Source organism: Floridaenema fluviatile BLCC-F154, from assembly GCF_041929135.1.
Taxonomy (GTDB): Bacteria; Cyanobacteriota; Cyanobacteriia; order Cyanobacteriales; family Aerosakkonemataceae; genus Floridanema; species Floridanema fluviatile.
Window position 1 is genome coordinate 1 of record NZ_JBHFNS010000089.1, and the last position, 21056, is coordinate 21056.

Sequence of the window (21056 nt, forward strand, 5' to 3'; positions counted from 1 at the left end):
CGGGCGCCGCTGGGGTACAATAAATATAAAAACCAAAAACACCCAAAACTAAATAAAAACATAAAACTAAAAACCAAAAACTCCCCAAACTAACTTAAAACCTAAAACTCCCAAAACTAACTTAAAACTTCTCCCCTGCCCCCCTGCCCCCCTGCCCCTCTGCCCCCCTGCCTTTAGTTGGTGCTAGTTTGAGCTAAAACTCTCTCTAGGACTTGTTGATAGGCGTTTTCTACGTTGCCTAAGTCGCGGCGGAAGCGGTCTTTGTCCATGACTCGTTTTTGGGAGTCGGTTTCTGACTGGTTCCAGAGGCGACAGGTGTCGGGGCTGATTTCGTCTGCTAGGAGGATTTGTTGGGTTTCATCTAGGCCAAATTCTAGTTTGAAGTCTACTAGGGTGATGCCGCATTGGTTGAAGAATTCGCTAAGAATTCGGTTAACTTCTAGGGAAAGACTTTTTAGTTGTGCGATTTGTTCCGGTGTGGCTATTTCCATTACTAGTATGCGATCGCTAGTCAGTAATGGATCGCCTAATGCGTCGTTTTTATAATAAAATTCCACTAAGGGTTTTGGTAAAATTTTCCCTTCTGGTAATCCGGTTTGTTTACAAAGACTTCCGGCGGCAATATTTCTCACGACTACTTCTATGGGGACGATTTGCACGCGCCGCACTAACATTTTGTCTGGGGCTGTTTGTTCGATCAAATGGGTGCGAATTCCCTGTTGTTCTAGAAGTTTAAATAGGTGAGTGGAAACGGTGCAGTTAATTTGTCCTTTGCCTGCAATTTGTCCTCTTTTTTGGGCGTTAAATGCTGTTGCGTCGTCTTTGTAGTGCGCTAGCAAAATTTCTGGTTTGTCGGTTGTGTAAATGATTTTGGCTTTGCCTTCGTATAGTTTTTCGTTCATGGTAATTTACCATTTAGTTTTGGTGTTTTTTTATTGTCGATCGCAATCAAAACTTTTGGTAATTAGTTGGTAATTAATTAATATCTTTCCCACCATTGGACTCTGCCTTTTGCCTTTTGTCTTTATTTGGTGGTCATTTCATGAACGCCGTCCCATTCTTTAGCGGGAGGTTGGCTCAGATAGGTTTTGGCTCTTTCGAGGTGGATGTTCAGTGCTGCGTCATTTGGTTGAAATTTTTGGGCGATTTCAAATTGGGTGATTGCTTGAGAGAATTCGCGGTTGAGGAATGCTGCTCTACCTATGTTGTAATGGTATAAGAATTGTTGGGTTTCTTGGTCTAGAGGTTGAGAGCGATCGTTAATTAAGCGATAAATTTTCACAGCTTCTTGTTTGCCTTTGACGCGAATTTTATCTAATTCCTGTACCCAAATATGTTGGTGGCATAAGTTATAAGTAAACTCACTTAAAATAATATCGCATCGATACTCTTTAGTCACGCCTTCTAAGCGAGAACTTAAGTTAACTCCATCACCAATTACTGTATAGTCCATGCGTTTATGGGAGCCAATATTTCCTGAAACTACTTCTCCTGAACTAATGCCAATCCCAATGGCTATTACTGGCTGATTTTTGGCTCGTCGTTGCTGATTAAATCTAGCTAAACGCTGACGCATATCTAAGGCTGTTTTAACGGCTTTCCAAGCATGATCTTGTAATGATAATGGTGCGCCAAATACTGCCATTAAAGCATCGCCAATAAATTTATCAAGTGTGCCTTCATGGTCAAAAACTGCTTCTACCATTGTTTCAAAATACTGATTTAGTAGCGATACTACTTCACCTGCGCCTAAGTTTTCTGTAATTGTGGTGTAGCCGCGAATATCAGAAAATAAAATCGTGACTTCCTTTCTTTCTCCAATCATTAAAGTGTCTTCTGCTTGCGCCATGACTCGTTCTGCAACTCCGGGAGTCATGTAACGATACATGGCGTTTTTCATTCTTTTTTGTTGGGAAATATCTTCTAAAACTACTAATCCTCCTCGCACTTCTCCGTCTGGATTTGTCAAAGGTTTAACTGAAAGATTCACGCTGCGTTCGATGTTTTTTATTTGTTCTTTGGGGATTTTTTCGGGAATTTCTTCTTCTGTATTTAAGAGGAGATTTTCGCTGGTTTGAGGTGATTCATTCCAAGGTATGTAATAGTCGGGGTTGGTGCGATCGGGAATTGCTAAAATACATTGGCATCCTACTATTTCATGCCCATTTTGTTGAGTTATTTCTTCCAATTTTATTTGACTTGTTTCTGGGGCATAAATTTCTTGAATCCATAAACCTACGGTTAAACTTTGTTCGGGTACATAGTGATTTGCGCCATTTTTCAAACTATCTTCTAATCTCATTTGTAAGTTTTCGATCGGCACTACTTCCCAAACTAATCGCCCCATTAATTTATGTTCCCAATTAGATTTATGAATTTTGTCGCTCGTTTGTTGTGGGCAACCCAATAATTCTAAAGCGGCATCATTAATAGTAACTATTCGCCCTATCATGTCGGTGGAAATTACGGCATCAGACAAGCTTTGCAGAATGTCTTTTTGATATTGTTTTTCCAGTAAGACGCTTTCAAAGAGTTTGGCATTTTCCAAAGCTATTCCGGCTTGAATATTAAATGCTCGCATAAACTCTTCGTCAGAAGAGGTAAAACTACCTTGATTTTTATTAATTAGTTGAGTTACACCAATTAAAGCCCCTGCGGAATTATAAACTGGTAAACAGAGAATGTTTCGGGTGCGGTAGCCTGTACGTTGGTCGGTGGTGGGGTCAAAGCGGGGGTCTTTGTAAGCGTCGGGAATGTTTAAAGGTTGACCTGTGGAAGCAACATAGCCAGCAATTCCCTTGTTAGCGGGAATGCGAATTTCAAACATAGTTTTACCATCGGCTGCGGCTACTTTTGTCCACAGTTCGTTAGTATCTTTAAGTAATAAAAATAGTGTACTGCGATCGGCCTGCATTAAATTACGGGCCTGTTCCATTACTGATTTTAAAGTAGTTTCCAGGTCGAGACTTTGACCTAGAATTTGTGTGGCTTTCAGTAAAGCATTAGCACCTCTTTGATTCCGTCCTGCCTGATAAAATAATTGGCAGCTTTCGAGAATTACGCCAATATCATCAACAAATCTCTGAAATTCTTTTTCGTCTTCCTCATTAAAAGGTAGGTCGCCAGCTTTATTAGATAGTTGAATTACCGCAACTATTTGCCCTTTACTACTTTTTACGGGCATACAAAGAATGTCACGGGTATGATAACCGAGTTGTTTATCCAAGTCAGGATTAAACAATGGATGGGTGTAAGCATCAGGGACAATCAAAGATTTTTCCGTGATAGCTACATGACCTGGAATACCTGCATTTAGAGGGAGACGAACTTCTAAAGGTTTGTCACTATTTGCTTGGGGTATTTTTGACCACAAATAACCCTTGGTGTTGTCAACCAAATAAATGGTGCTCAGTTCTGCTTGCAGGACTTGACCCATTTTCATGGTAATCACTTCTAAAATGTCTTCCAGCATGGTTTCTAGAGCTTCATTGTTAATCAGTTCAATAGCTCTGAGGAATTGCTGGAATTCAGCGGTGATGAAGTCGAGGAGACAAATAAATTCCTTGACGGAAATATTTCTGACTCGCTCAAGCAGGGCTTTAACCCGGTGCTGCTGAGTTAGCTGGGTTAACGTCGTTAAGACGCTACCAGTGTTGGGGAATGTCATACTCATGAGGTTTTACAGGGTGAAGCTTCTTTAAGTAAATAGAAGCTTGTTTCCATTTAAGGGAACATGGAAGTTACAGGTCGATCGAACGCAGAGGGTCTAAAAGGGGTAAAAGTCAAATTTTTGGGTCTTTTTCCCGATTGTATTTGGCTCTGCTGTTCTCTAAACTACTTGTTTTACCCTGACCCCTAGCCTAGCTGACCTACTTCCAGAAGAAAGTAGATGACCTAATACGAATGTATCTACATTAATCGGTGAGTTACAAGTATTTAAATCACAGGGAATTTTATATTGAGGTAGCTAAACTAGTTTAGCTACGTACAATACATTTAAAGTATGACAAACTCAGAAAAAGTAAGTTGTTTTAAGCTACCAAGCCGATCTTTTTCTGGTTCTTTTTCCCGACCAAAGTTTCCCCTTGGCTTTGTTTTAAGCAGCTTTGGGCAAGGTGGAGAAAGCTACGTTTTGATAGTAACGCTGTAGTTGTCTGGTGGCGGCTGCCCAACCCCAGTTTTCGGCTTCTTTCCGGGCGTTGTAGCGAAGGATTTCCCGTTCTTCTTGTTGGGCTAGGAGACGGATGGTGGCGTTGATAGCGCCTTGTTCGTCGGTGGGGTCGAAGAGGTAGCCGTTTTCGCCGTCGGTGACGATATCGGGGATGCCACCGGAACGGGCGGCGACGACGGGGCAGCCTGCTGCCATTGCTTCTAGGAGTACTAGTCCGAGTGTTTCGGTGCGGGAGGGGAAGATGAAGGCATCGGCGCAGGCGTAGGCGGAGGCGAGTTGTTTGCCGCGGAGGTAGCCGACGAAGTGGGTATTTGTTCCGGCGAAGTGTTTTTCTAGGGCTTCGCGGTTTGGGCCATCTCCGACTAGGGCGAGGCGTGCGTCTGGGATGGCTTCTAGTATGGGTTTGATGCGTTCGATTTCTTTTTCTGCGCCTAAGCGTCCGACGTAGAGGAGGAGGGGGGTTTCGGGGTGTCCTTGGCTGAGGTGCGATCGCATTTCCGGGCTGGCTGTGTCAGGATGAAATAATTCGGTGTCTACTCCTCTTTGCCATAAATCTACTCTTTCGATGCCGTGATTAATTAATTCTTGTACCATTGCGCTGGAAGTACAAAGATTTAATTCGGCTTGGTTATGGGCGGATTTTAAGAGTTCCCACAATACTCCTTCTAACATTCCTAATCCGTAATGTTGCAGGTATTGAGGTAGGTGGGTGTGATAGGAGGCGACGATCGGAATTTTTAAGCTTTTCCCATAAAATATCCCACCTAATCCTAAGACGGCGGGGTTAACTACATGAATAATATCTGGTTGAAATTCTTCTAGTGCTTTGCCGATCGCAGGTCGGGGAAATGCTAATTTTAGTTCTGGGTACAGAGGTAAAGGTACGCCAGAAACTCCGTAAATTTTGGCTCCTTTATATTCAGTAATTCCGTAATCTGGGGAGAAAATCAGTACTCGATCTCCGCTACGTTGTAAATGCTCAACTGTCTGGCAAAGACGAGTTACAATGCCGTCAATTTTTGGCAGAAATGTTTCTGTAAATAGGGCAATTCGCATCATGAGTCATTAGTCATTGGTCATTGGTCATTGGTCATTATTCATTGGTCATTAGTCATTGGTCATTAACTATATTCGTGCATTTGTCGATCTGAATTTAGTACTGGTTTTTAGTGATTAGTTTCCAGGTATTTATCACAAATGACGGATGACAAATAACGAATGACCAATGACAAATAACAAATGACAAAAGCCTATCTTCGCCAAGTAACTTTGGGGAGGATTTGGTTTTTATCGACTCGCTGTTGATACTTAACGGCGAAGTTTAACAGAGAGTCAATTAAGGCATCGGAGAGATAGTGAGGTTGTAAACCTAAGTCAAGTAAGTTGGTGTTTATGGCATTGAAATAATGTTCTTCTTTTTCAATGCGGGGGTTTTCCAAGTTTTCGATTGTTACTTTTAATCCCAATGCTGTACCAGCTTCTTTCACTTTTAAAGCTAGTTCAGCGACGTTAAATTGTTCGGTGAATTGGTTAAAGACACGGAACTCACCTGATTCAGCTGGATTTAAGATTGCCAATTCCACACATCTTACTGTGTCTCGAATGTCTAAAAATCCTCTGGTTTGACCGCCTTTTCCGTAAACTGTAATCGGGTGATTAATTGCTGCTTGAATGCAGAAGCGGTTCAGGGCGGTACCAAATATGCCATCGTAGTCTAGGCGGTTAATTAACAGTTCATCCATGCCAGTTTCTTCTGTCAGTACGCCGTAAACGACTCCCTGATTTAAGTCTGTGGCACGTAGTCCCCATATCCGGCAGGCGAAATGGATGTTGTGGCTGTCATGCACTTTGGACAGGTGGTACATTGAGCCTGGTTGCTTAGGATACGGTAAGGTATCTTTGCGTCCGTTATGCTCAATAGTGATGTATCCTTCCTCAATGTCTATGTTGGGTGTACCATATTCACCCATTGTTCCTAATTTCACCAAATGACAGTCGGGGAAATCTTCCTTCATGGCGTAAAGGATGTTTAGTGTTCCCGTGACGTTGTTGACTTGGGTGAGAACAGCGTGTTCGCGATCGATCATGGAAAATGGTGCGGAACGCTGTTCGCCGAAGTGGACGATCGCATCTGGTTGAAACTTGTGCAGTGCTACCTTGAGAAAATCGTAGTTGGTAATATCACCGATGAATAATTCGATGGTTTTCCCTGTAATATCTTGCCAACGCTGGAGGCGTTGCTGAATAGGTGCGATCGGGGTTAAGGTTTCCACACACAGTTCTAAATCCCAGTGTCGCCTAACTAAGCTATCTAGGATGCCAACTTCATGACCTTTGTTGGAAAGATAAAGTGCTGTCGCCCAACCACAATAACCATCGCCACCAATAACCAGAACTCTCATCTTGATTTTGTTAATCCTGCTTGCCGACACTCGCTAAATGTACCAGGTTTGTGTACCCTTTCAACCACTTAAGTCAATTTCTGGCTAGAAGATAGATCGAGGCAGATAAACAAAGGGATAGGAGGTTAGGAAAAATTTTTCAGCTGCGGGAAGTTTTCATAAATTTTTTTAAACTTTTACTTCGTCAGCGAAACTTGTCCAGCGCACGAAGTAAAATGGGCCAGCGAAGGAACCCCAGATGTGTTCGTCGGTTTCGGGGTCGCGTCCCCGATCGAGACTGATAAACTTTTCTCGATCGATTTCAAATTCGCTATCTAAGTAAGTGGTGCGTCCTTTGCGAACTACAAGGCAACTTTTTCCGGGTTCTACTTTACCTTTAAAACTGCTCCCAGTCCACTCTACAATCATGTTGCAGCCTGGTAGTTTCTCTAAATTGTCAATTTTGAGGTTTTCTAGTCGTTTCAAGTCGCGAGAAGCGCCATAAAATTCTTTTTCTGATTTGAGAGTATAATTTTCAATCTCAATGCGATCGTTTTTATCTATTAATTTCAGCACCCGGACTCGATAAGGGTCATTCAGCGAGTAATCATAAGCTTGCTCCACAAAGAAACTCACGCCAGAAAGTAGTTCTAAGGGCAAGGGACGCATACAAACGCGAATATGGGCATAAAAGGGCGGATTTTCAAATGCTTGTTCTTGATTACTAAAGTCTGCTGCCATCCATCGAGCTAAGGTGGCTATGTCAGTAGAATGAGTCATTTTTGGTCAAACACTAAAATTCCCAACTATTTTAAGGCAGAAGGCGGGGGTAGGGCAGGGGGGCAGGGGGGCAGGGCGGCAGGGGGGCAGGGGGGCAGAGGGGCAGAGGGGCAGGGGAGCAGGGGGGCAGGGGGGCAGGGGAGAATTCAAAACTTAAAACTCACCGATCTCACCACTTCCCCACCTCTCCTATTCGAGGAAGGATAAATTATTAATTACTCAGAATTTAGAAAGATTTAATTTTTAAATATATCAATTTCGTATGGCTTAATTCATAACTTAGTTGAATTAAAAGGGACAAATTTCATAATGAGAGATTATTGTAGCCCGCTAAAATTCTGGCTTTTAACTGTTTACCCCTATACAAAATGATTCTAATCATTGGTAAATCCAATGATTAATTTTGAACCTATAGAGCATTAGCAATGTAAATTAGTACTCAATACTTGTGGGACTGTGTTACTTATGCAACTAGCGAATCGGATCACATTTAATCACCTGCGGGGTGATTTATTTGGTGGTATTACGGCGGCGATCGTAGCTTTACCAATGGCGCTGGCATTTGGTGTGGCTTCTGGTGCGGGTGCGATCGCAGGTCTTTACGGCGCAGCGATTCTGGGTTTCTTTGCCGCTTTATTTGGTGGAACTCCCACCTTGATTTCTGGCCCTACTGGACCAATGACTGTGGTCATGACAGCGATCGTGCTCAATATGACTGCAAAAAACCCAGAAAATGGGTTAGCAATGGCTTTTACAGTAGTCATGTTGGCAGGTGTATTTCAAATCCTGTTTGGCATCTTGAAATTAGGTAAATTCATTACCTTAATGCCTTACACCGTAATTTCTGGATTTATGTCTGGAATTGGTGTAATCATGATAGTTTTGCAGATCGGACCATTTTTAGGACAAGCTAATCCGAAAGGTGGAATTGTTGGTGTAATTTCTGCAATCCCAACATTTACTCAAAACCTCGATCCAGTTGAAACTGCCTTAGCAACTTTAACATTAGCGATCTTATTTTTGACACCGAAAAAAATACGTCGTTTAGTTCCTCCCCAACTATTAGCACTAGTCATCGGTACAGTAATTGCAGCTGTATTCCTCAAAGATTTTGACCTGAGACTAATTGGTGCAATTCCTACAGGTTTACCAACTCCACAACTACCTGTATTCACCTTAGATCAAATGACCATCATGTTAGTTGATGGTGTCATGTTAGGGATGTTGGGATGTATTGACTCTCTATTAACCTCAGTTATTGCTGATAGCATCACCCGTACTCAACACGACTCTGATAAAGAATTAGTCGGACAAGGAATTGGTAATTTATTATCGGGAATTTTTGGTGCTCTTCCTGGCGCAGGCGCAACAATGGGAACAGTTGTTAACATCCAAGCGGGTGGCAGAACTGTTCTTTCGGGAATGCTTCACGCTGTAGTTTTGTTAGTTCTTGTTCTCGGTGCCAGTGGATTAACTCAGTTTATTCCTCAAGCAGTATTAGCAGGTATTCTGGTCAAAGTCGGGATTGATATTGTTGACTGGAATTTCTTAAAACGTGCTCACAAAGTTTCTTGGAAAGCAGCAGCAATTATGTACGGTGTGTTGTTACTCACTGTATTTGTTGATTTAATCGTTGCTGTAGGTGTGGGTGTATTTATTGCCAATATTCTCACCATTCAAAGTTTGGCAGATATCCAGTCTGATAAGGTGAAGGCAATTACTCATGCTGACGATCAAATCCCTCTCTCTTATGAAGAAAAGCTGTTGCTGAAGGAAGCTAAAGGGAGTGTTTTAATATTACATTTGGGTGGTCCAATGAGTTTTGGTGCTGCAAAAGCGATCTCGCAACGCCAAGCAATCATGGATGAGTACAACATCTTAATTTTGGATGTTAACGATGTGCCAAAATTGGGTGTAACGGCTACTTTGGCAATTGAAAAGATGATCGAAGATGCTACTCACAAAAAGGTGGAAGTTTTCATTGTTAGTAGCGGGGAAAAAGTTAAAACCAGGTTAGAACGCTTCAACATTTTAGATAGAGTGCCAGAAAATAATTTGGTTTCTACTCGCTTGGAAGCGTTGGAAAAAGCGGTAATGTATGTGAAGGGTGAAGTTGGAGTAGGTGCTGAAAGTAATGCTTACTCTCAAGCTGAAGAGAAAGACTTTTTGTCTGAAGATCAGTCTGCTGTTGATTCTACTTTAACGAAGAAAACTTTGTAATCTCTCAATTTAATAATTGATAAAGAACTCCAATTTCTTTAAGAAGTTGGAGTTCTTTTAATTTGTGCTGGTTGTTAGATTTCAGGTACGACTGAAGTCGCTACTACGAACGTTACTAGGAAGTTTTTAGTCGAAATAGGAGTAGTTGGGTTATTTGTTTTTCTTGGAAGTTATCATCACTGATTAATATTAAGCTTTGACTGCCGTCGGGTAAACGAGGGCCAAAGGTCATTCCTTCTAGGTTGTCTAATCTGATTCCTAATTCTTGCAAGTCCAAAAGTAATTGTTTTTTGATTGGTTGTACTGCTTTTATTTCACCTTTTAAGCTGGTGATGCGGGAGGTGTCGGTAGCTGCGCCAGTGAAGATTTGGTAAATTTTTGCGCCGAAACCTGTTAAACCAAACGATCTTTCTAAGCTGAGGAAATGTCCGCCTTGATCGATCGCTAACAATTCCGTTACCCCATAATACATTGCGCCTGGGGGATAAGGAGATAAGGAATAAAGATGTTCGGAAAGAATGATTGGTGGGCCATCACTAATCAGATAATGCAACAGGCGGCATTTAGTAATTTGTGGTTTATAGTTACCTTGTTCGTCTTTTTCTAATGGATCTTTGTCTTGCATTAATGCTGATTCGGTGACGGTAAATAAGCGAATTGGTTCGCCACTAGCTGGTAAAGATCCAGTAGGATTAAGTGTTAATGATTCAAAGCCTAAATTATTTTGAATTCCCTTTTGTTGTTCATTATTAGAATCAGGAATGTAGGTTTCTGGTATGGGTAAATTTTGAGTTAGTTTGCCAGTTTTTAAGTCGAATTCGCCAATAAATGGGGAAATAAGTTCGCGAGTAGCGCCTTCGCTGGAAATAAATAATGTTCCTTGGGGAGTGAGGGCAATTCCTTCGGGATCGATGCTACCTTTGGGGTAAGTTGCGCCGTCTTTGGTTTTGAGAAAGGTAACGTTTTCTATTTTTGCGTTTTGCAGTTTGCTGTTGTTTAGGTCTAACTTTAAGGTGTAAAATCTGGCTGGTGCGAGGTGGCTACGATCGTCCGAAATGACATAAAAGCGATCGCGCTGTCGGTCATAAGTGATTCCTGATAATCCCCCAACTGTTGTATCCTGAAATTTCATCTTGGGTAATTGGTATTCACCCAGAAATTCTAAAGATATGTCGAGAAATGTCCGCTGTTGAGCATTAATTCTTGGTAATGCACAAGATGATAACAAAGTCAATCCTATTAGTGTGAAACCTAGAATTAAGGTTCTGATGCTTTTTTTCACCAGTCAACTCCTGTCGGATAGATTACAGTTAGGGAGTGGAAACTAATTGCTATTTCCGATCTTCTTTATATTAGCCTGAGTGGATTTTAGATTATGAGCGATCGCCTACCACAAAAAATCAGCAAATTTTATTTTTCGGTTGTTTGTTCTTTGCTTTGGGTAATTTTGAGTTTTCCGGTTTATGCTCAAAGTAACAATGAGGAAGATCCAAATGTATTTCCTCCCGATCCTTTAGAGTTTAGAACTCTCGATCCGATGTTACCTGAGTCAGCACGAAATAAAAAACCGTTAACTGAATTAGAAAGGACAGAATTACAACAAGCATTAAATGAATTAAATCAACAAGCTACTGAGTTATTTCAAGCTGGTGATAAAGTAACAGCTTTTGCCGTTTGGTATCGAGAATTGCGTTTAACAAGAGTATTAGGATTTATACCAGAAGTGCAAGCTTTGGGGAGAGTTGGTGCGATCGCATGGCAAGAAAATTCCAGGGAAGACATTCAATTTATTACCCGAAGATTACAAGCAATTCAAACAGAAGCCACGGCAAAACCAATTGTAGAATTAGAATTATGGCGTGCTTTAGCAACAGCTTATGAACAAGTCAGAGCACCTGATAAAGCAGTTGTAGCTTATGAAAAAATTCTCCGCGCCGCTAGAGAAGCACAAAATGCAGATGAAATTGCGGCAACTTTAGTTAAAATTGGCGAACTAAGTTTAAATTGGTTTGATTACCAAAAAGCCTCTCTTACTTATAACGAATTGTTGAATTTAGCCAAGGAGCAAAATAATAGCGAACAGCAAATTACCTACTTAAAACAACTTGCTTATATTTACGAACAGTTAAAACAACCACTGCAAGTTATTAAGACTAATCAACAGTTAATTGAACTGTATCAAAACCTGCAAAATTTTACAGAAATTCCTGATTTAAAATTAGCGATCGGCAGCAAACTAGAATCCCTTGGACAAATAGAAGAAGCTGCTCAACAATACGAAGAAACTTACTCATTTGCTTGGTCAATTCAACAATATTCTGGTGCAGCAGATGCACTGAGAAAACTAGTAGCATTGCAACTTTCCCTCAAGCAAATAGACGCAGCATTAGAAACCAGCCAAGTACTTTTACAAACCGATCGATTAGCGCACAACTTCTACGGAATGATGAATACTTACGACCAAATCGCGCAACTTTATTTAGCACAACAAAACTATTCCCAAGCACTCGCGGCTTGGGAAAAAGGACTGGCAATTGCCAAACAATTAAGTTATCGAGAAGCTTACTTCAACAGACAAATTCAAGAAGTTAGTAGACAGATTACACCCGAATTTTAAAACTTAAATTTTTAAAAGAGATCTGGGTAAAAACCCAGATCAAAATTTATCCTAATGCACCTTAATTTCTCTGACATCTATATCTTAACTTTTGAATTTAATTGCTGTTTAAAAACACACACCACTAGATTTTTATAGATGCCTAATTTTGCCATTAATCCAAGATTGGCAACTCAAAAACAGTGAGAATTCATCTCTAAGCACTCATTACTTCCATTTGAAAATCAGAGGCTGTAACACTTGGAGCGCCACTTAATACAGCAAATTTACCACCATTTCCAAAGCCTAGTTCGCTACCATTCGGGTTATAGAATAAGCTGCCACTAACCGAGTCGTAAACAATTAAAGCATCGCTATTTGCTGCTATTAATTCCTCACTATTCGCTACTAAAACCTCATTATTTGCTGCTATTAACCCCTCACTATTTGCTACTGCTAAATCCTCACTAACAGAAACAGTAGCAAAAACTGTAGAAAAATCTGTCACTCCCGAAAGAGCAGAAAACATTTGTTGGGATAGGAGAATTTTATCCTCACCCGAAGTAAAGTCAGTGATAGTGTCTACCCCAAGAGAGCCATCGAAATTAGAAAGCGGGTCTACTTCTACAAGTCCAAAAGTACCCAATTCCGGCTGAAAAACTAAAGATGGAGGGGTGTGAAAGTAGAAAGTATCGCCACCAGCACCGCCTGTCAGAACATCATTTCCAGATTCACCTGTGAGGAAGTCGTCACCATCTCCCCCATCGAGATAATCATCTCCAGCATTACCTGTTAAGTAATCATCGCCATTACCACCGAAAATGGTGTCGTTTAGGTTGTTTGTACCTACGGAACTATAAAATGAGTCGCCGTAGAGAATATCGTCGCCGTCACCACCATAAATTTCGTCGCTACCATCCCCTCCTTGGATATCGTCGTCTCCGGCAAAACCAAAAATCCGATCGTTCTGCTCACCACCCTCCAAGATGTCCATAAAATCTGAACCTTGAATTTCGGTCACTAAATCTACCCCCAAAAAAATCGGCTCACTAGCATCTACAAAACTATTTATCGGTTTCGGGAATGAGTCAGGCGTATATGTAGTGTCGTTTATGTCAGTCATCTGTATTCCTCCTGAGTAACTTGCTCAAATTCCTCCGCAATTTTGTTACTAACACGGAAAGCAATAATAGGGGTTCAGTATATATGCTGAATTAGTAAGTTTGGTTACTCCTCTATCTGTGTAGATATATTGAATTTGCTTAACTAATTTTAATCTTCACTTCGGTAAGCTGAAAAAAAGTGTATATTAAATCACTAGAACATGGATTATACTTAAGTAAAATCTGTGAAAAACTAAAAACCCTACTGTTACCAAATTGTAAAAATCAACTTTGCTGCTTCAAAGTTACAAGATTATTTTTTCTAATGATTAATCTTTTTAAGTAAAAGTAATTCTAATGGTTAAAAAGTGTTTATTTATACTTTTGTACAAATAAATAAAAAAATAAGCAGTCGCACTGAGGAATTACGCACTCTCAGCCTGAAACTCCGATCCCCCCTAGCCCCCTTACCAAAGGGGGAATTTCTCAAGCCCCCTTGCTCAGGGGGTTGGGGGATCTGAGTGCGTAAGTTCTACTAGTCAAACTTAATTAATAGCGAATTCGGGGATCGATGTAGGCGTTGGCAATATCAATTAAAATGCTTGCAGCTACTACAATAGCAGCGAAAAACACCATAATTCCTTGAACAGTTGGATAATCTCGCTCAGAAATTGCTTGATAAAGTCTACTACCTAATCCGGGCCAAGAAAAGGTAACTTCTGTTAAAACTGCACCCCCCAACATCGAAGCAAAAGTTAAACCTAAAACCGTAATTACTGGAATTAAAGCATTTTTCAAAGCATGAGAAATGAGAATTTTTCTCTCAGAAATTCCCCTAGCTCTAGCTGCTTCCACATAATCTGCTTTCAGAGTTTGGCGCAGATTTACCCTAACAATTCGCTCAAAAATTCCGCTGATTAAAAATCCTAAAGTTAAACAAGGAAGCGCCAAATAATGAAGCGAAATTATCAGCTGTTCGATATTACCATTGAGGATACTATCAACAGTATACAAACCTGTAATTGTCGGAGGGGGAGGATAAGCTAAAGAAAAGCGACCGTTGGGAGGAAACCAACCTAATTGAACGGCAAAGATTAATTGTAAAATCATCCCAAACCAAAACAAGGGAATGGCATAAGTAATGATGCCAAATAATCTGCCACTCACATCAAAAGCTGTGTTGGGTTTAGAAGCAGAAATAGCACCAAAACCAACTCCAACAATTAGCGCCACCGCCATGCTAAAAGTTGCTAATTCTAAAGTTGCGGGAAAGTGTTGTTGAATAATTTCCCAAACATCTTGACCTTGACTAGTGAGTGAAGTTCCTAAGTCAAAGTTGAGTAAAGATCCCAGATAACGAATGTATTGTAACCACAAAGGATCGGCTAATCCTAATCTTTGACGATATTCTTCTTTAACGCTATCTGGTGCGCCGCGTCCTCCTAATATTACATCTACAGGATCGCCGGGAGTTGCTCTTAGTAGTAAAAATACTACTGTGACGATCGTCCACAGCATCAAAGGAGCAAGGAGTAAACGCGCTATAACGTAAGATTGCAAAGCACGCGATCGAGACATTTTTTTAGTTTTGAGTTTTGGATAGGGATTGGGGACTGGGGATTAGGGACTAGGGACTGGGGACTGGGAAACGTTGATCTGATAGCTGATTTCTTAATTAATCATGGTTATTTTTTGATTTCCCAGAATGGTAGTTGTTGAATTGGGTCTAATTTTACTCCTTGTAATCCTTGTTTGGCAAAAGCAAAATCTTTACTTTGCCATAAGGGAATCAAAGGTACATCTTGCGCCATTAATTTTTGAATTTCAGCGAAGATTTGTTTGCGTTTTTCGGGGTTTTGTTCGCTGCGTTGTTGCTTAATTAGTTGATTCATGCGATCGCTATAATAAAACGACCCTTGACTTTGACTAGAACCCTGTTGACAACCTGTAGTTGGCGAACCTTTGGCACAACTTAAAAAAGGTTGAATGTAATTATCAGCATCGGAAAAATCAGGATACCAATCTACCAAAGCACTTTGATAAATTCCCTTGCGAATGTTCGCAAAAAATGTTGCTGATTCAACTCCTTGGGGTTGAATTTGTACCATTCCATCTAATTCTTGGATGGCATATTCTCGCAACAAACTAGCAACTTGTTGGCGAACTGAAGAACCAATAGGATGCCAAATTTCTAACTTTAAAGGATTCTCCTGAGAAAATCCTGCCTTAGTCAAAAGTTCTTTCGCTTTCGCAATATTTCCATCGCCATACATTTGTTGATAAACAGGGAGAGAAACATTAAAAGTATTCGGAATCATGCTAAAAGCAGGTTCTCCCTGATTCTTTAAAACTCGTTCTGTAATTAACTTACGATTAATTAAAGAAGCGATCGCCTGTCTGACTTCCACTCGATCCAAAGGTTTTTGTTGCGTATTCAGCACCATGTAACTAATGACATTACCTTTCGCTTCTAATACCTGCCAACCTCCAGATTTCGCATTTTGTTGCAAACTAGAAATCTGCACCGGATCGAAAGTTTGATAAGCAATATCTACCGTTCCCGTGCGGAAAGTATTATATAAATTTGCCGAACTAGTAAGAACTTGAAAATCAATCCCGTTATTTGCTGGTTTTGTTCCCCAGTACTTATCAAAAACTTCCAAACGAATCGAAGTTGGGGTAAATTCAACTAATTTATAAGGGCCAGTTCCGACAAATTTGGTTGGCGTAAATTTCCCTTCGCCAATTTGATAAGCTTTCGGAGAAACTGGGCACATTCCGGCAAAAGCTAAAACTGAAGGAAATGCCGCAAAAGGATTTTTCAATTTAATTGTTACTTCGTAAGGCCCAGAAGCTTTAACAGATGCGACAACATCTGATAATAAATTGGAAGGTTTTCCCCCATTTTTCATGAAGCGTTCTAAGGAAAAAACCATTGCTTCGGCATTAAAAGGAGTACCATCGTGAAACACTACTCCCTGACGCAAAGGAATGACATAAGTTAAACCATCTGCGCTAACTTTTGGTAAAGCTGTAGCTAGTTCTGGTACTAATTCATCTGTGCCTAATTTGTAAGTGTAAAGCCGATCGCCCAAACTATACAACACATTACTAGCTGCTAATTCGTAAGCATCTGCCGGATCGAGAGTTCGCGGTTTTAAAGTTGTGCCGACAGATAAGCGATCGCGTAGCGTTGCGTTAGCAGTATCGCTATTATTACCCGCTGGAACATTACCATTTACATTAGCATTAGGTCGCCGACCACAACTAATTACTAAAATAAAACAAAGACAAAAAAGACCGAAAAGTTTGGCGAAAGAACGCCATTGTTTGCTAGATACAGAAAACTTCTTCATTACTACCATTACCCTCAGAAAAACCCAGATGTCAGCGATCGATCGACTCCAAAATTTTTGATTTCGGGAAAAAGGATAAAGGAAACAAAAACTTCCTTTCTCCTTTTCGTCAAAAAAATCATGCCAACTACCGAGCAGCTGAATAACTAAATTGAATAGTATAACGGAAAAGATCTCGCATCTTTAGGTTTGACAAAAACTCGTTCTTGCGGTTGCAACTTTAACTCATCAAAGCGTTCTCTAGAAAGGTGCGCCGTCAAAACTTGCCCATCATCTAACACTAGTTCCGCCTGAATTTCCCAACCCAAATGAATTAGGCGATCGATCCGAGCCGCAACCGTAGTCCCATTTGCTTCTCTTTGAACTACGATGTCATGAGGACGGAGAAAAATTTCGGGTTGGGTAGACTCAAAACCATTCCCCTCAAAAATACGTGAAGTGCTAGGCAAAATATTCACAGGCCCAATAAAACTCATCACAAAAGGCGTAGCTGGATGGTCGTAAATCTGGGCTGGCGTGCCTGTTTGCTCGATTTTACCTTTATTCATCACCACAATTTCATCAGAGACTTCCATTGCTTCTTCTTGATCGTGAGTGACAAAAACTGTGGTAACGTGAACTTCGTCGTGTAAACGTCTTAACCAAGCACGCAAATCTTTGCGAACTTTAGCATCCAAAGCGCCGAAAGGTTCATCTAGTAATAATACTTTAGGTTCTACAGCTAAAGCTCTAGCTAAAGCAACTCTTTGCCGTTGTCCCCCAGATAATTGCGAGGGATAGCGATCGCCCAATCCTTTCAACTGCACTAATTCTAAAAGTTCTTCTACTCGCTTTTTAATTTTTAACTTTGGCGCTTTCCGAATATCTAAACCAAAAGCAATATTCTGCCGCACTGTCAGATGCTTAAACAAAGCATAATGCTGGAACACAAACCCAATATTTCTATCCTGTACGCTGGTATCGGTCGCATCTTTGCCAGTAATGAAAATTTTCCCACTATCAGGAGTTTCTAAACCCGCAATTAACCGTAACAAAGTTGACTTTCCCGAACCCGATGGCCCTAATAAAGCCACCAAAGAACCAGATTTAATTGTTAAGTCTACCTGGTCAACGGCGTAGAAGCTGCCATAATGCTTGGATACGTTTTCAACAATAATCCCCATAAATGTCCTCTGGACAAGCCACTTGTCATAACCCTACACTACCGATCGGGTTAAATTAATCACTCTATTATTTTAATTTCCCATTTATCGATAGACTTGCTGTAGTTTATCTTACGCTAATGATGGGGATGTTGCAGAAATTTTTTCCCAGATGGCTAAACTAGGGATTACTTCTCGGATTTAGTAATTGGTATTCCTAAAAAGTCACTCAACTCTTGAGCCAGCCATCGCAACTCTTTTTGACTTAAGGAGTGAGACAGCGTATATTTTTGCTGAGAGTATTCATCAGACAAGGAAAGAAAAGCCGATTCGCTGTCTTCGTAAAAGTAGAGTTTTGTCAGGGCAGTTCTCAGTAAGCTTGAAGAGGAGCGGAAGCCAAACGTATTCGTGGTTTCGGTCAGGCGATCGCGATCTATATACAAGCGAATTCTGCTGGACATACACAGAAATAGAATGAACATCCCGCAGTTCATGAACAGTGCAATCAGGATAAAAGGCAGCATAACCAACGCCGTAGCCATGTTGCCTTCAGCAATCTCCCTAATAAACGAAGGCCAAAGTAGTTTGTTCCAAACCAGCACAGTTGGCATTGTACAAATTAAAACACCAACAATAGCCAGCCAATTTGGAGGAATATCGATCGCGATCGTATCCTCACTCCTATACAATCGAACTCGGCCTGACTTTGGTTTGGTTTTAGTTGGTTTGATTTTGCCAGATTGAGAAATTGGTATCCAGCGATCGTCTTGCCATTGCCATTCAGTTGCTCGGTTGAGTGATGTTGATTTGACGGCATTGAGAGCTTGCAGAGCAACTTTGGCAGACTGAGGACGGCGACTGGGATTGACACGGGTCATCCATTTGAGCCAACTGAGCAAGACGGAATTGATTTGCATTCCCGGTGGAAGATCAAGCGTATCTTTGTCTTCAAACAGCAATGTCTCTGGCAATGTTCCGGTGAGAACGCGGATTAATGTCATGCCCAAACTATACAAATCCGAAGCAGGCGTAGCTTGTCCATGTAGTTGCTCAGGCGGCATATAGCCGTAAGTACCTGCGATCGTAATCGAGCCATCAGGTTGTCCGGCTCCTTTTACAGCACCAAAGTCCACCAGATAAACTTGACCGGGGTGATTGCCGGAGCGATCGCCCAACAGAATATTACTAGGTTTAATATCTCGATGAACGATCGGCGGGTGATAGCGATGTAAGTCAACGAGAATTTGTAAAATCGATGCCGCAATCTGCTGCAATTCCGTTTCGCTGAATAACCGTCCTGCGGCAAGATACTGTTCTAGAGATTGGGCGGCGATATAAGTTTGTATCAAAGCAAAGCCTCGACAATCGGGCAAATCCAGATCCAGGTAATCTAGGTAACGAGGGATTCGCGGATGATTGAGCGATCGCAGAATCTCGGCTTCCCGTTCAAACAGTTTTAAGTCAACCCACTCAAAATCCGGGTAAAAGCACAGCAGCTTAACAACTACCTTTTGTTGAGTTAGCAAATCTCTAGCTAGCCAAGTTTGCCGTCCGCCTTTGTTACCAAGTCTTTGAGTCAGCTGATAGCGATCGACAAGTACAACTTCAGGCGCAATCATAACGCATCATTCTCCAGGGTCGGACTTTGAGCAGTTCAGGTTTACATACTGGTGTATATTGCGATTCCGAGCCAGATATGCACTAATTGCGTCTTTGTTCACCAGAAGCAAATACTGCTGAAATTTAATCAATATAAGTATCGAAATATTAAGCTCTGTTGCAATTTATTCACATAAATGTAAAGAGGATTAAGGGAAACCAGCAGTACGTGGTAACATCACAGCTTGTAGGTAAAGAGATTTTGGGAGAAAACGCTTGACACTACGGGTTGCTGTTGTTGGAGGTGGTCCAGCAGGTTCCTCTACTGCTGAAGTCCTCGCCAAAGCTGGAATTGAAACTTACCTGTTCGAGCGCAAGCTAGACAACGCCAAGCCTTGCGGTGGAGCAATTCCGCTATGTATGGTGAAAGAGTTTGATTTGCCCCCGCAAATCATCGATCGCCAAGTAAGAAAAATGAAAATGATCTCGCCTTCTAACATCGAGGTCGATATCAATTTAATCAAACAAGACGAATATATTGGAATGTGCCGTCGGGAAGTGCTCGATAGCTTCTTGCGCGATCGCGCCGCAAAATTAGGCACCACCGTAATTAACGGCACAGTTTATAAATTGGATATTCCGACAAACAACACCGACTCCTACACCATCCACTATGCCGATCACTCTAATGGCAGTGCGGAAGGAATCATGAAAACTTTAAAAGTAGACGTGGTGGTAGGAGCCGATGGAGCTAACTCCCGTGTCGCTAAAGCGATCGATGCAGGGGATTACAATTATGCGATCGCCTTCCAAGAACGCATTCGCCTCCCCGAAGCCGGAATGCAATACTACGAAGACCTAGCCGAAATGTACGTCGGCAAAGATGTTTCTCCCGACTTCTACGCCTGGGTATTCCCCAAATATGACCACGTAGCCGTCGGAACAGGCACAATGAAGGTCAACAAAGCCATTATTAAAGACCTGCAAGCTGGTATCCGCGAGCGGGCCGCCAAAAAACTCGCTGGTGGGAAAATTATTAAAGTAGAAGCACACCCCATCCCCGAACATCCCCGTCCCCGTCGCGTAGTCGGTCGAGTCGCCCTCGTCGGCGATGCCGCTGGTTACGTCACCAAATCTTCCGGCGAAGGAATTTACTTTGCGGCTAAGTCTGGTCGGATGTGTGCAGAGACGATCGTTGAGCTTTCCCACAACGGCACCCGTATTCCCACAGAAGACGATTTAAAAGTCTACCTCAAACGTTGGGACAAAAAATACGGACTTACCTACAAAGTTTTGGATCTCCTCCAAACCGTCTTCTATCGTTCCGATGCCACCCGCGAAGCCTTCGTGGAAATGTGTGCCGACTTAGATGTACAAAAGCTAACCTTCGATAGCTACCTGTACAAAACCGTAGTACCAGCCAACCCCTTGGTACAGCTAAAAATCACCGCCAAAACTATTGGTAGCCTGCTACGTGGTAATGCCTTAGCACCCTAAACCAATAAAGTTTTTTCCCAATAAATAAAAGGAAAAATCCCAAAAAGGGGAAAGATATAATTAAAACCTTTCCCCTTGAAAAACAATACTCTTACTTAACCAGGAATAATGGGAATCCTCGTACCTTCAGGTCGAGGAGTGTCAAAGTCAGTGTTAGAAATTTGCCAATCTAACACTGATTTTTTATGTCTAAGATTTATGAGCATAATTA

14 protein-coding genes are annotated in these 21056 nt (G+C 41.5%); 3 read left to right on the forward strand and 11 right to left on the reverse strand.

The window, feature by feature from the left end; all coding sequences use genetic code 11:
* Positions 1 to 173: 173 nt before the first annotated feature.
* The 5 genes from purC to ACE1B6_RS24670 form a co-directional block, all read right to left on the reverse strand.
* The gene (gene purC, locus ACE1B6_RS24650) at positions 174 to 902 is read right to left on the reverse strand and encodes a phosphoribosylaminoimidazolesuccinocarboxamide synthase (RefSeq protein WP_413259930.1); all 729 of its coding nucleotides are present in this window, start codon (positions 900 to 902) and stop codon (positions 174 to 176) included.
* 122 nt (positions 903 to 1024) lie between these two features.
* Positions 1025 to 3667: a GAF domain-containing protein gene (locus tag ACE1B6_RS24655; protein WP_413259955.1), complete on the reverse strand. Its 2643-nt coding sequence runs from the start codon at positions 3665 to 3667 to the stop codon at positions 1025 to 1027.
* A gap of 429 nt (positions 3668 to 4096) precedes the next feature.
* Positions 4097 to 5227, reverse strand: coding sequence for a glycosyltransferase family 4 protein (locus ACE1B6_RS24660; protein ID WP_413259956.1), 1131 nt, complete (start codon positions 5225 to 5227; stop codon positions 4097 to 4099).
* 194 nt (positions 5228 to 5421) lie between these two features.
* Positions 5422 to 6573, reverse strand: coding sequence for an NAD-dependent epimerase/dehydratase family protein (locus ACE1B6_RS24665; RefSeq protein ID WP_413259931.1), 1152 nt, complete (start codon positions 6571 to 6573; stop codon positions 5422 to 5424).
* A 168-nt stretch (positions 6574 to 6741) separates the two neighbouring features.
* On the reverse strand, positions 6742 to 7332 hold the full coding sequence (locus ACE1B6_RS24670) for a chromophore lyase CpcT/CpeT (RefSeq protein WP_413259932.1): 591 nt from the start codon (positions 7330 to 7332) through the stop codon (positions 6742 to 6744).
* Between the two features lie 465 nt (positions 7333 to 7797).
* On the opposite strand from ACE1B6_RS24670, the gene ACE1B6_RS24675 reads away from it, so the two are divergent.
* Positions 7798 to 9552 carry a SulP family inorganic anion transporter gene (locus tag ACE1B6_RS24675; RefSeq protein WP_413259933.1) on the forward strand — a complete coding sequence of 585 codons (1755 nt, stop codon included), beginning with the start codon at positions 7798 to 7800 and terminating at the stop codon, positions 9550 to 9552.
* A 115-nt stretch (positions 9553 to 9667) separates the two neighbouring features.
* Here ACE1B6_RS24675 and ACE1B6_RS24680 read toward each other — a convergent pair whose 3' ends face one another.
* Positions 9668 to 10780 carry an esterase-like activity of phytase family protein gene (locus ACE1B6_RS24680; protein WP_413259934.1) on the reverse strand — a complete coding sequence of 371 codons (1113 nt, stop codon included), beginning with the start codon at positions 10778 to 10780 and terminating at the stop codon, positions 9668 to 9670.
* 147 nt (positions 10781 to 10927) lie between these two features.
* Here ACE1B6_RS24680 and ACE1B6_RS24685 point away from each other — a divergent pair, with 147 nt between their 5' ends.
* The gene (locus ACE1B6_RS24685) at positions 10928 to 12169 is read left to right on the forward strand and encodes a tetratricopeptide repeat protein (protein WP_413259935.1); all 1242 of its coding nucleotides are present in this window, start codon (positions 10928 to 10930) and stop codon (positions 12167 to 12169) included.
* Positions 12170 to 12365: 196 nt separating this feature from the next.
* On the opposite strand, the gene ACE1B6_RS24690 is transcribed toward ACE1B6_RS24685, so the two are convergent.
* The 5 genes from ACE1B6_RS24690 to ACE1B6_RS24710 all read right to left on the reverse strand — a co-directional run bounded on the left by ACE1B6_RS24690 (position 12366) and on the right by ACE1B6_RS24710 (position 19368).
* Entirely contained in the window at positions 12366 to 13271 is a 906-nt protein-coding gene (locus ACE1B6_RS24690) for a calcium-binding protein (RefSeq protein WP_413259936.1), read from the reverse strand.
* Positions 13272 to 13800: 529 nt separating this feature from the next.
* Positions 13801 to 14829: an ABC transporter permease gene (locus ACE1B6_RS24695; RefSeq protein WP_413259937.1), complete on the reverse strand. Its 1029-nt coding sequence runs from the start codon at positions 14827 to 14829 to the stop codon at positions 13801 to 13803.
* Between the two features lie 107 nt (positions 14830 to 14936).
* A complete protein-coding gene (locus ACE1B6_RS24700; RefSeq protein WP_413259938.1) occupies positions 14937 to 16607 on the reverse strand; it encodes an ABC transporter substrate-binding protein in 1671 nt (556 codons plus the stop codon).
* Positions 16608 to 16753: 146 nt separating this feature from the next.
* On the reverse strand, positions 16754 to 17770 hold the full coding sequence (locus ACE1B6_RS24705; RefSeq protein WP_413259939.1) for a sulfate/molybdate ABC transporter ATP-binding protein: 1017 nt from the start codon (positions 17768 to 17770) through the stop codon (positions 16754 to 16756).
* A gap of 167 nt (positions 17771 to 17937) precedes the next feature.
* On the reverse strand, positions 17938 to 19368 hold the full coding sequence (locus ACE1B6_RS24710) for a serine/threonine protein kinase (RefSeq protein ID WP_413259940.1): 1431 nt from the start codon (positions 19366 to 19368) through the stop codon (positions 17938 to 17940).
* 256 nt (positions 19369 to 19624) lie between these two features.
* Here ACE1B6_RS24710 and chlP point away from each other — a divergent pair, with 256 nt between their 5' ends.
* Entirely contained in the window at positions 19625 to 20845 is a 1221-nt protein-coding gene (chlP, locus tag ACE1B6_RS24715) for a geranylgeranyl reductase (protein WP_413259941.1), read from the forward strand.
* The last annotated feature ends 211 nt before the right edge of the window (positions 20846 to 21056 follow it).

What these genes read in the sequence shown, in the direction of transcription:
- ACE1B6_RS24665 (WP_413259931.1), bottom strand. Translation starts at nt 6,573, where the DNA reads ATGAGAGTTCTGGTTATTGGTGGCGATGGTTATTGTGGTTGGGCGACA.
- ACE1B6_RS24690 (WP_413259936.1), bottom strand. Translation starts at nt 13,271, where the DNA reads ATGACTGACATAAACGACACTACATATACGCCTGACTCATTCCCGAAA.
- ACE1B6_RS24710 (WP_413259940.1), bottom strand. Translation starts at nt 19,368, where the DNA reads ATGATTGCGCCTGAAGTTGTACTTGTCGATCGCTATCAGCTGACTCAA.
- ACE1B6_RS24705 (WP_413259939.1), bottom strand. Translation starts at nt 17,770, where the DNA reads ATGGGGATTATTGTTGAAAACGTATCCAAGCATTATGGCAGCTTCTAC.
- purC (WP_413259930.1), bottom strand. Translation starts at nt 902, where the DNA reads ATGAACGAAAAACTATACGAAGGCAAAGCCAAAATCATTTACACAACC.
- ACE1B6_RS24655 (WP_413259955.1), bottom strand. Translation starts at nt 3,667, where the DNA reads ATGACATTCCCCAACACTGGTAGCGTCTTAACGACGTTAACCCAGCTA.
- ACE1B6_RS24700 (WP_413259938.1), bottom strand. Translation starts at nt 16,607, where the DNA reads ATGAAGAAGTTTTCTGTATCTAGCAAACAATGGCGTTCTTTCGCCAAA.
- ACE1B6_RS24685 (WP_413259935.1), top strand. Translation starts at nt 10,928, where the DNA reads ATGAGCGATCGCCTACCACAAAAAATCAGCAAATTTTATTTTTCGGTT.
- ACE1B6_RS24675 (WP_413259933.1), top strand. Translation starts at nt 7,798, where the DNA reads ATGCAACTAGCGAATCGGATCACATTTAATCACCTGCGGGGTGATTTA.
- ACE1B6_RS24695 (WP_413259937.1), bottom strand. Translation starts at nt 14,829, where the DNA reads ATGTCTCGATCGCGTGCTTTGCAATCTTACGTTATAGCGCGTTTACTC.
- ACE1B6_RS24670 (WP_413259932.1), bottom strand. Translation starts at nt 7,332, where the DNA reads ATGACTCATTCTACTGACATAGCCACCTTAGCTCGATGGATGGCAGCA.
- ACE1B6_RS24660 (WP_413259956.1), bottom strand. Translation starts at nt 5,227, where the DNA reads ATGCGAATTGCCCTATTTACAGAAACATTTCTGCCAAAAATTGACGGC.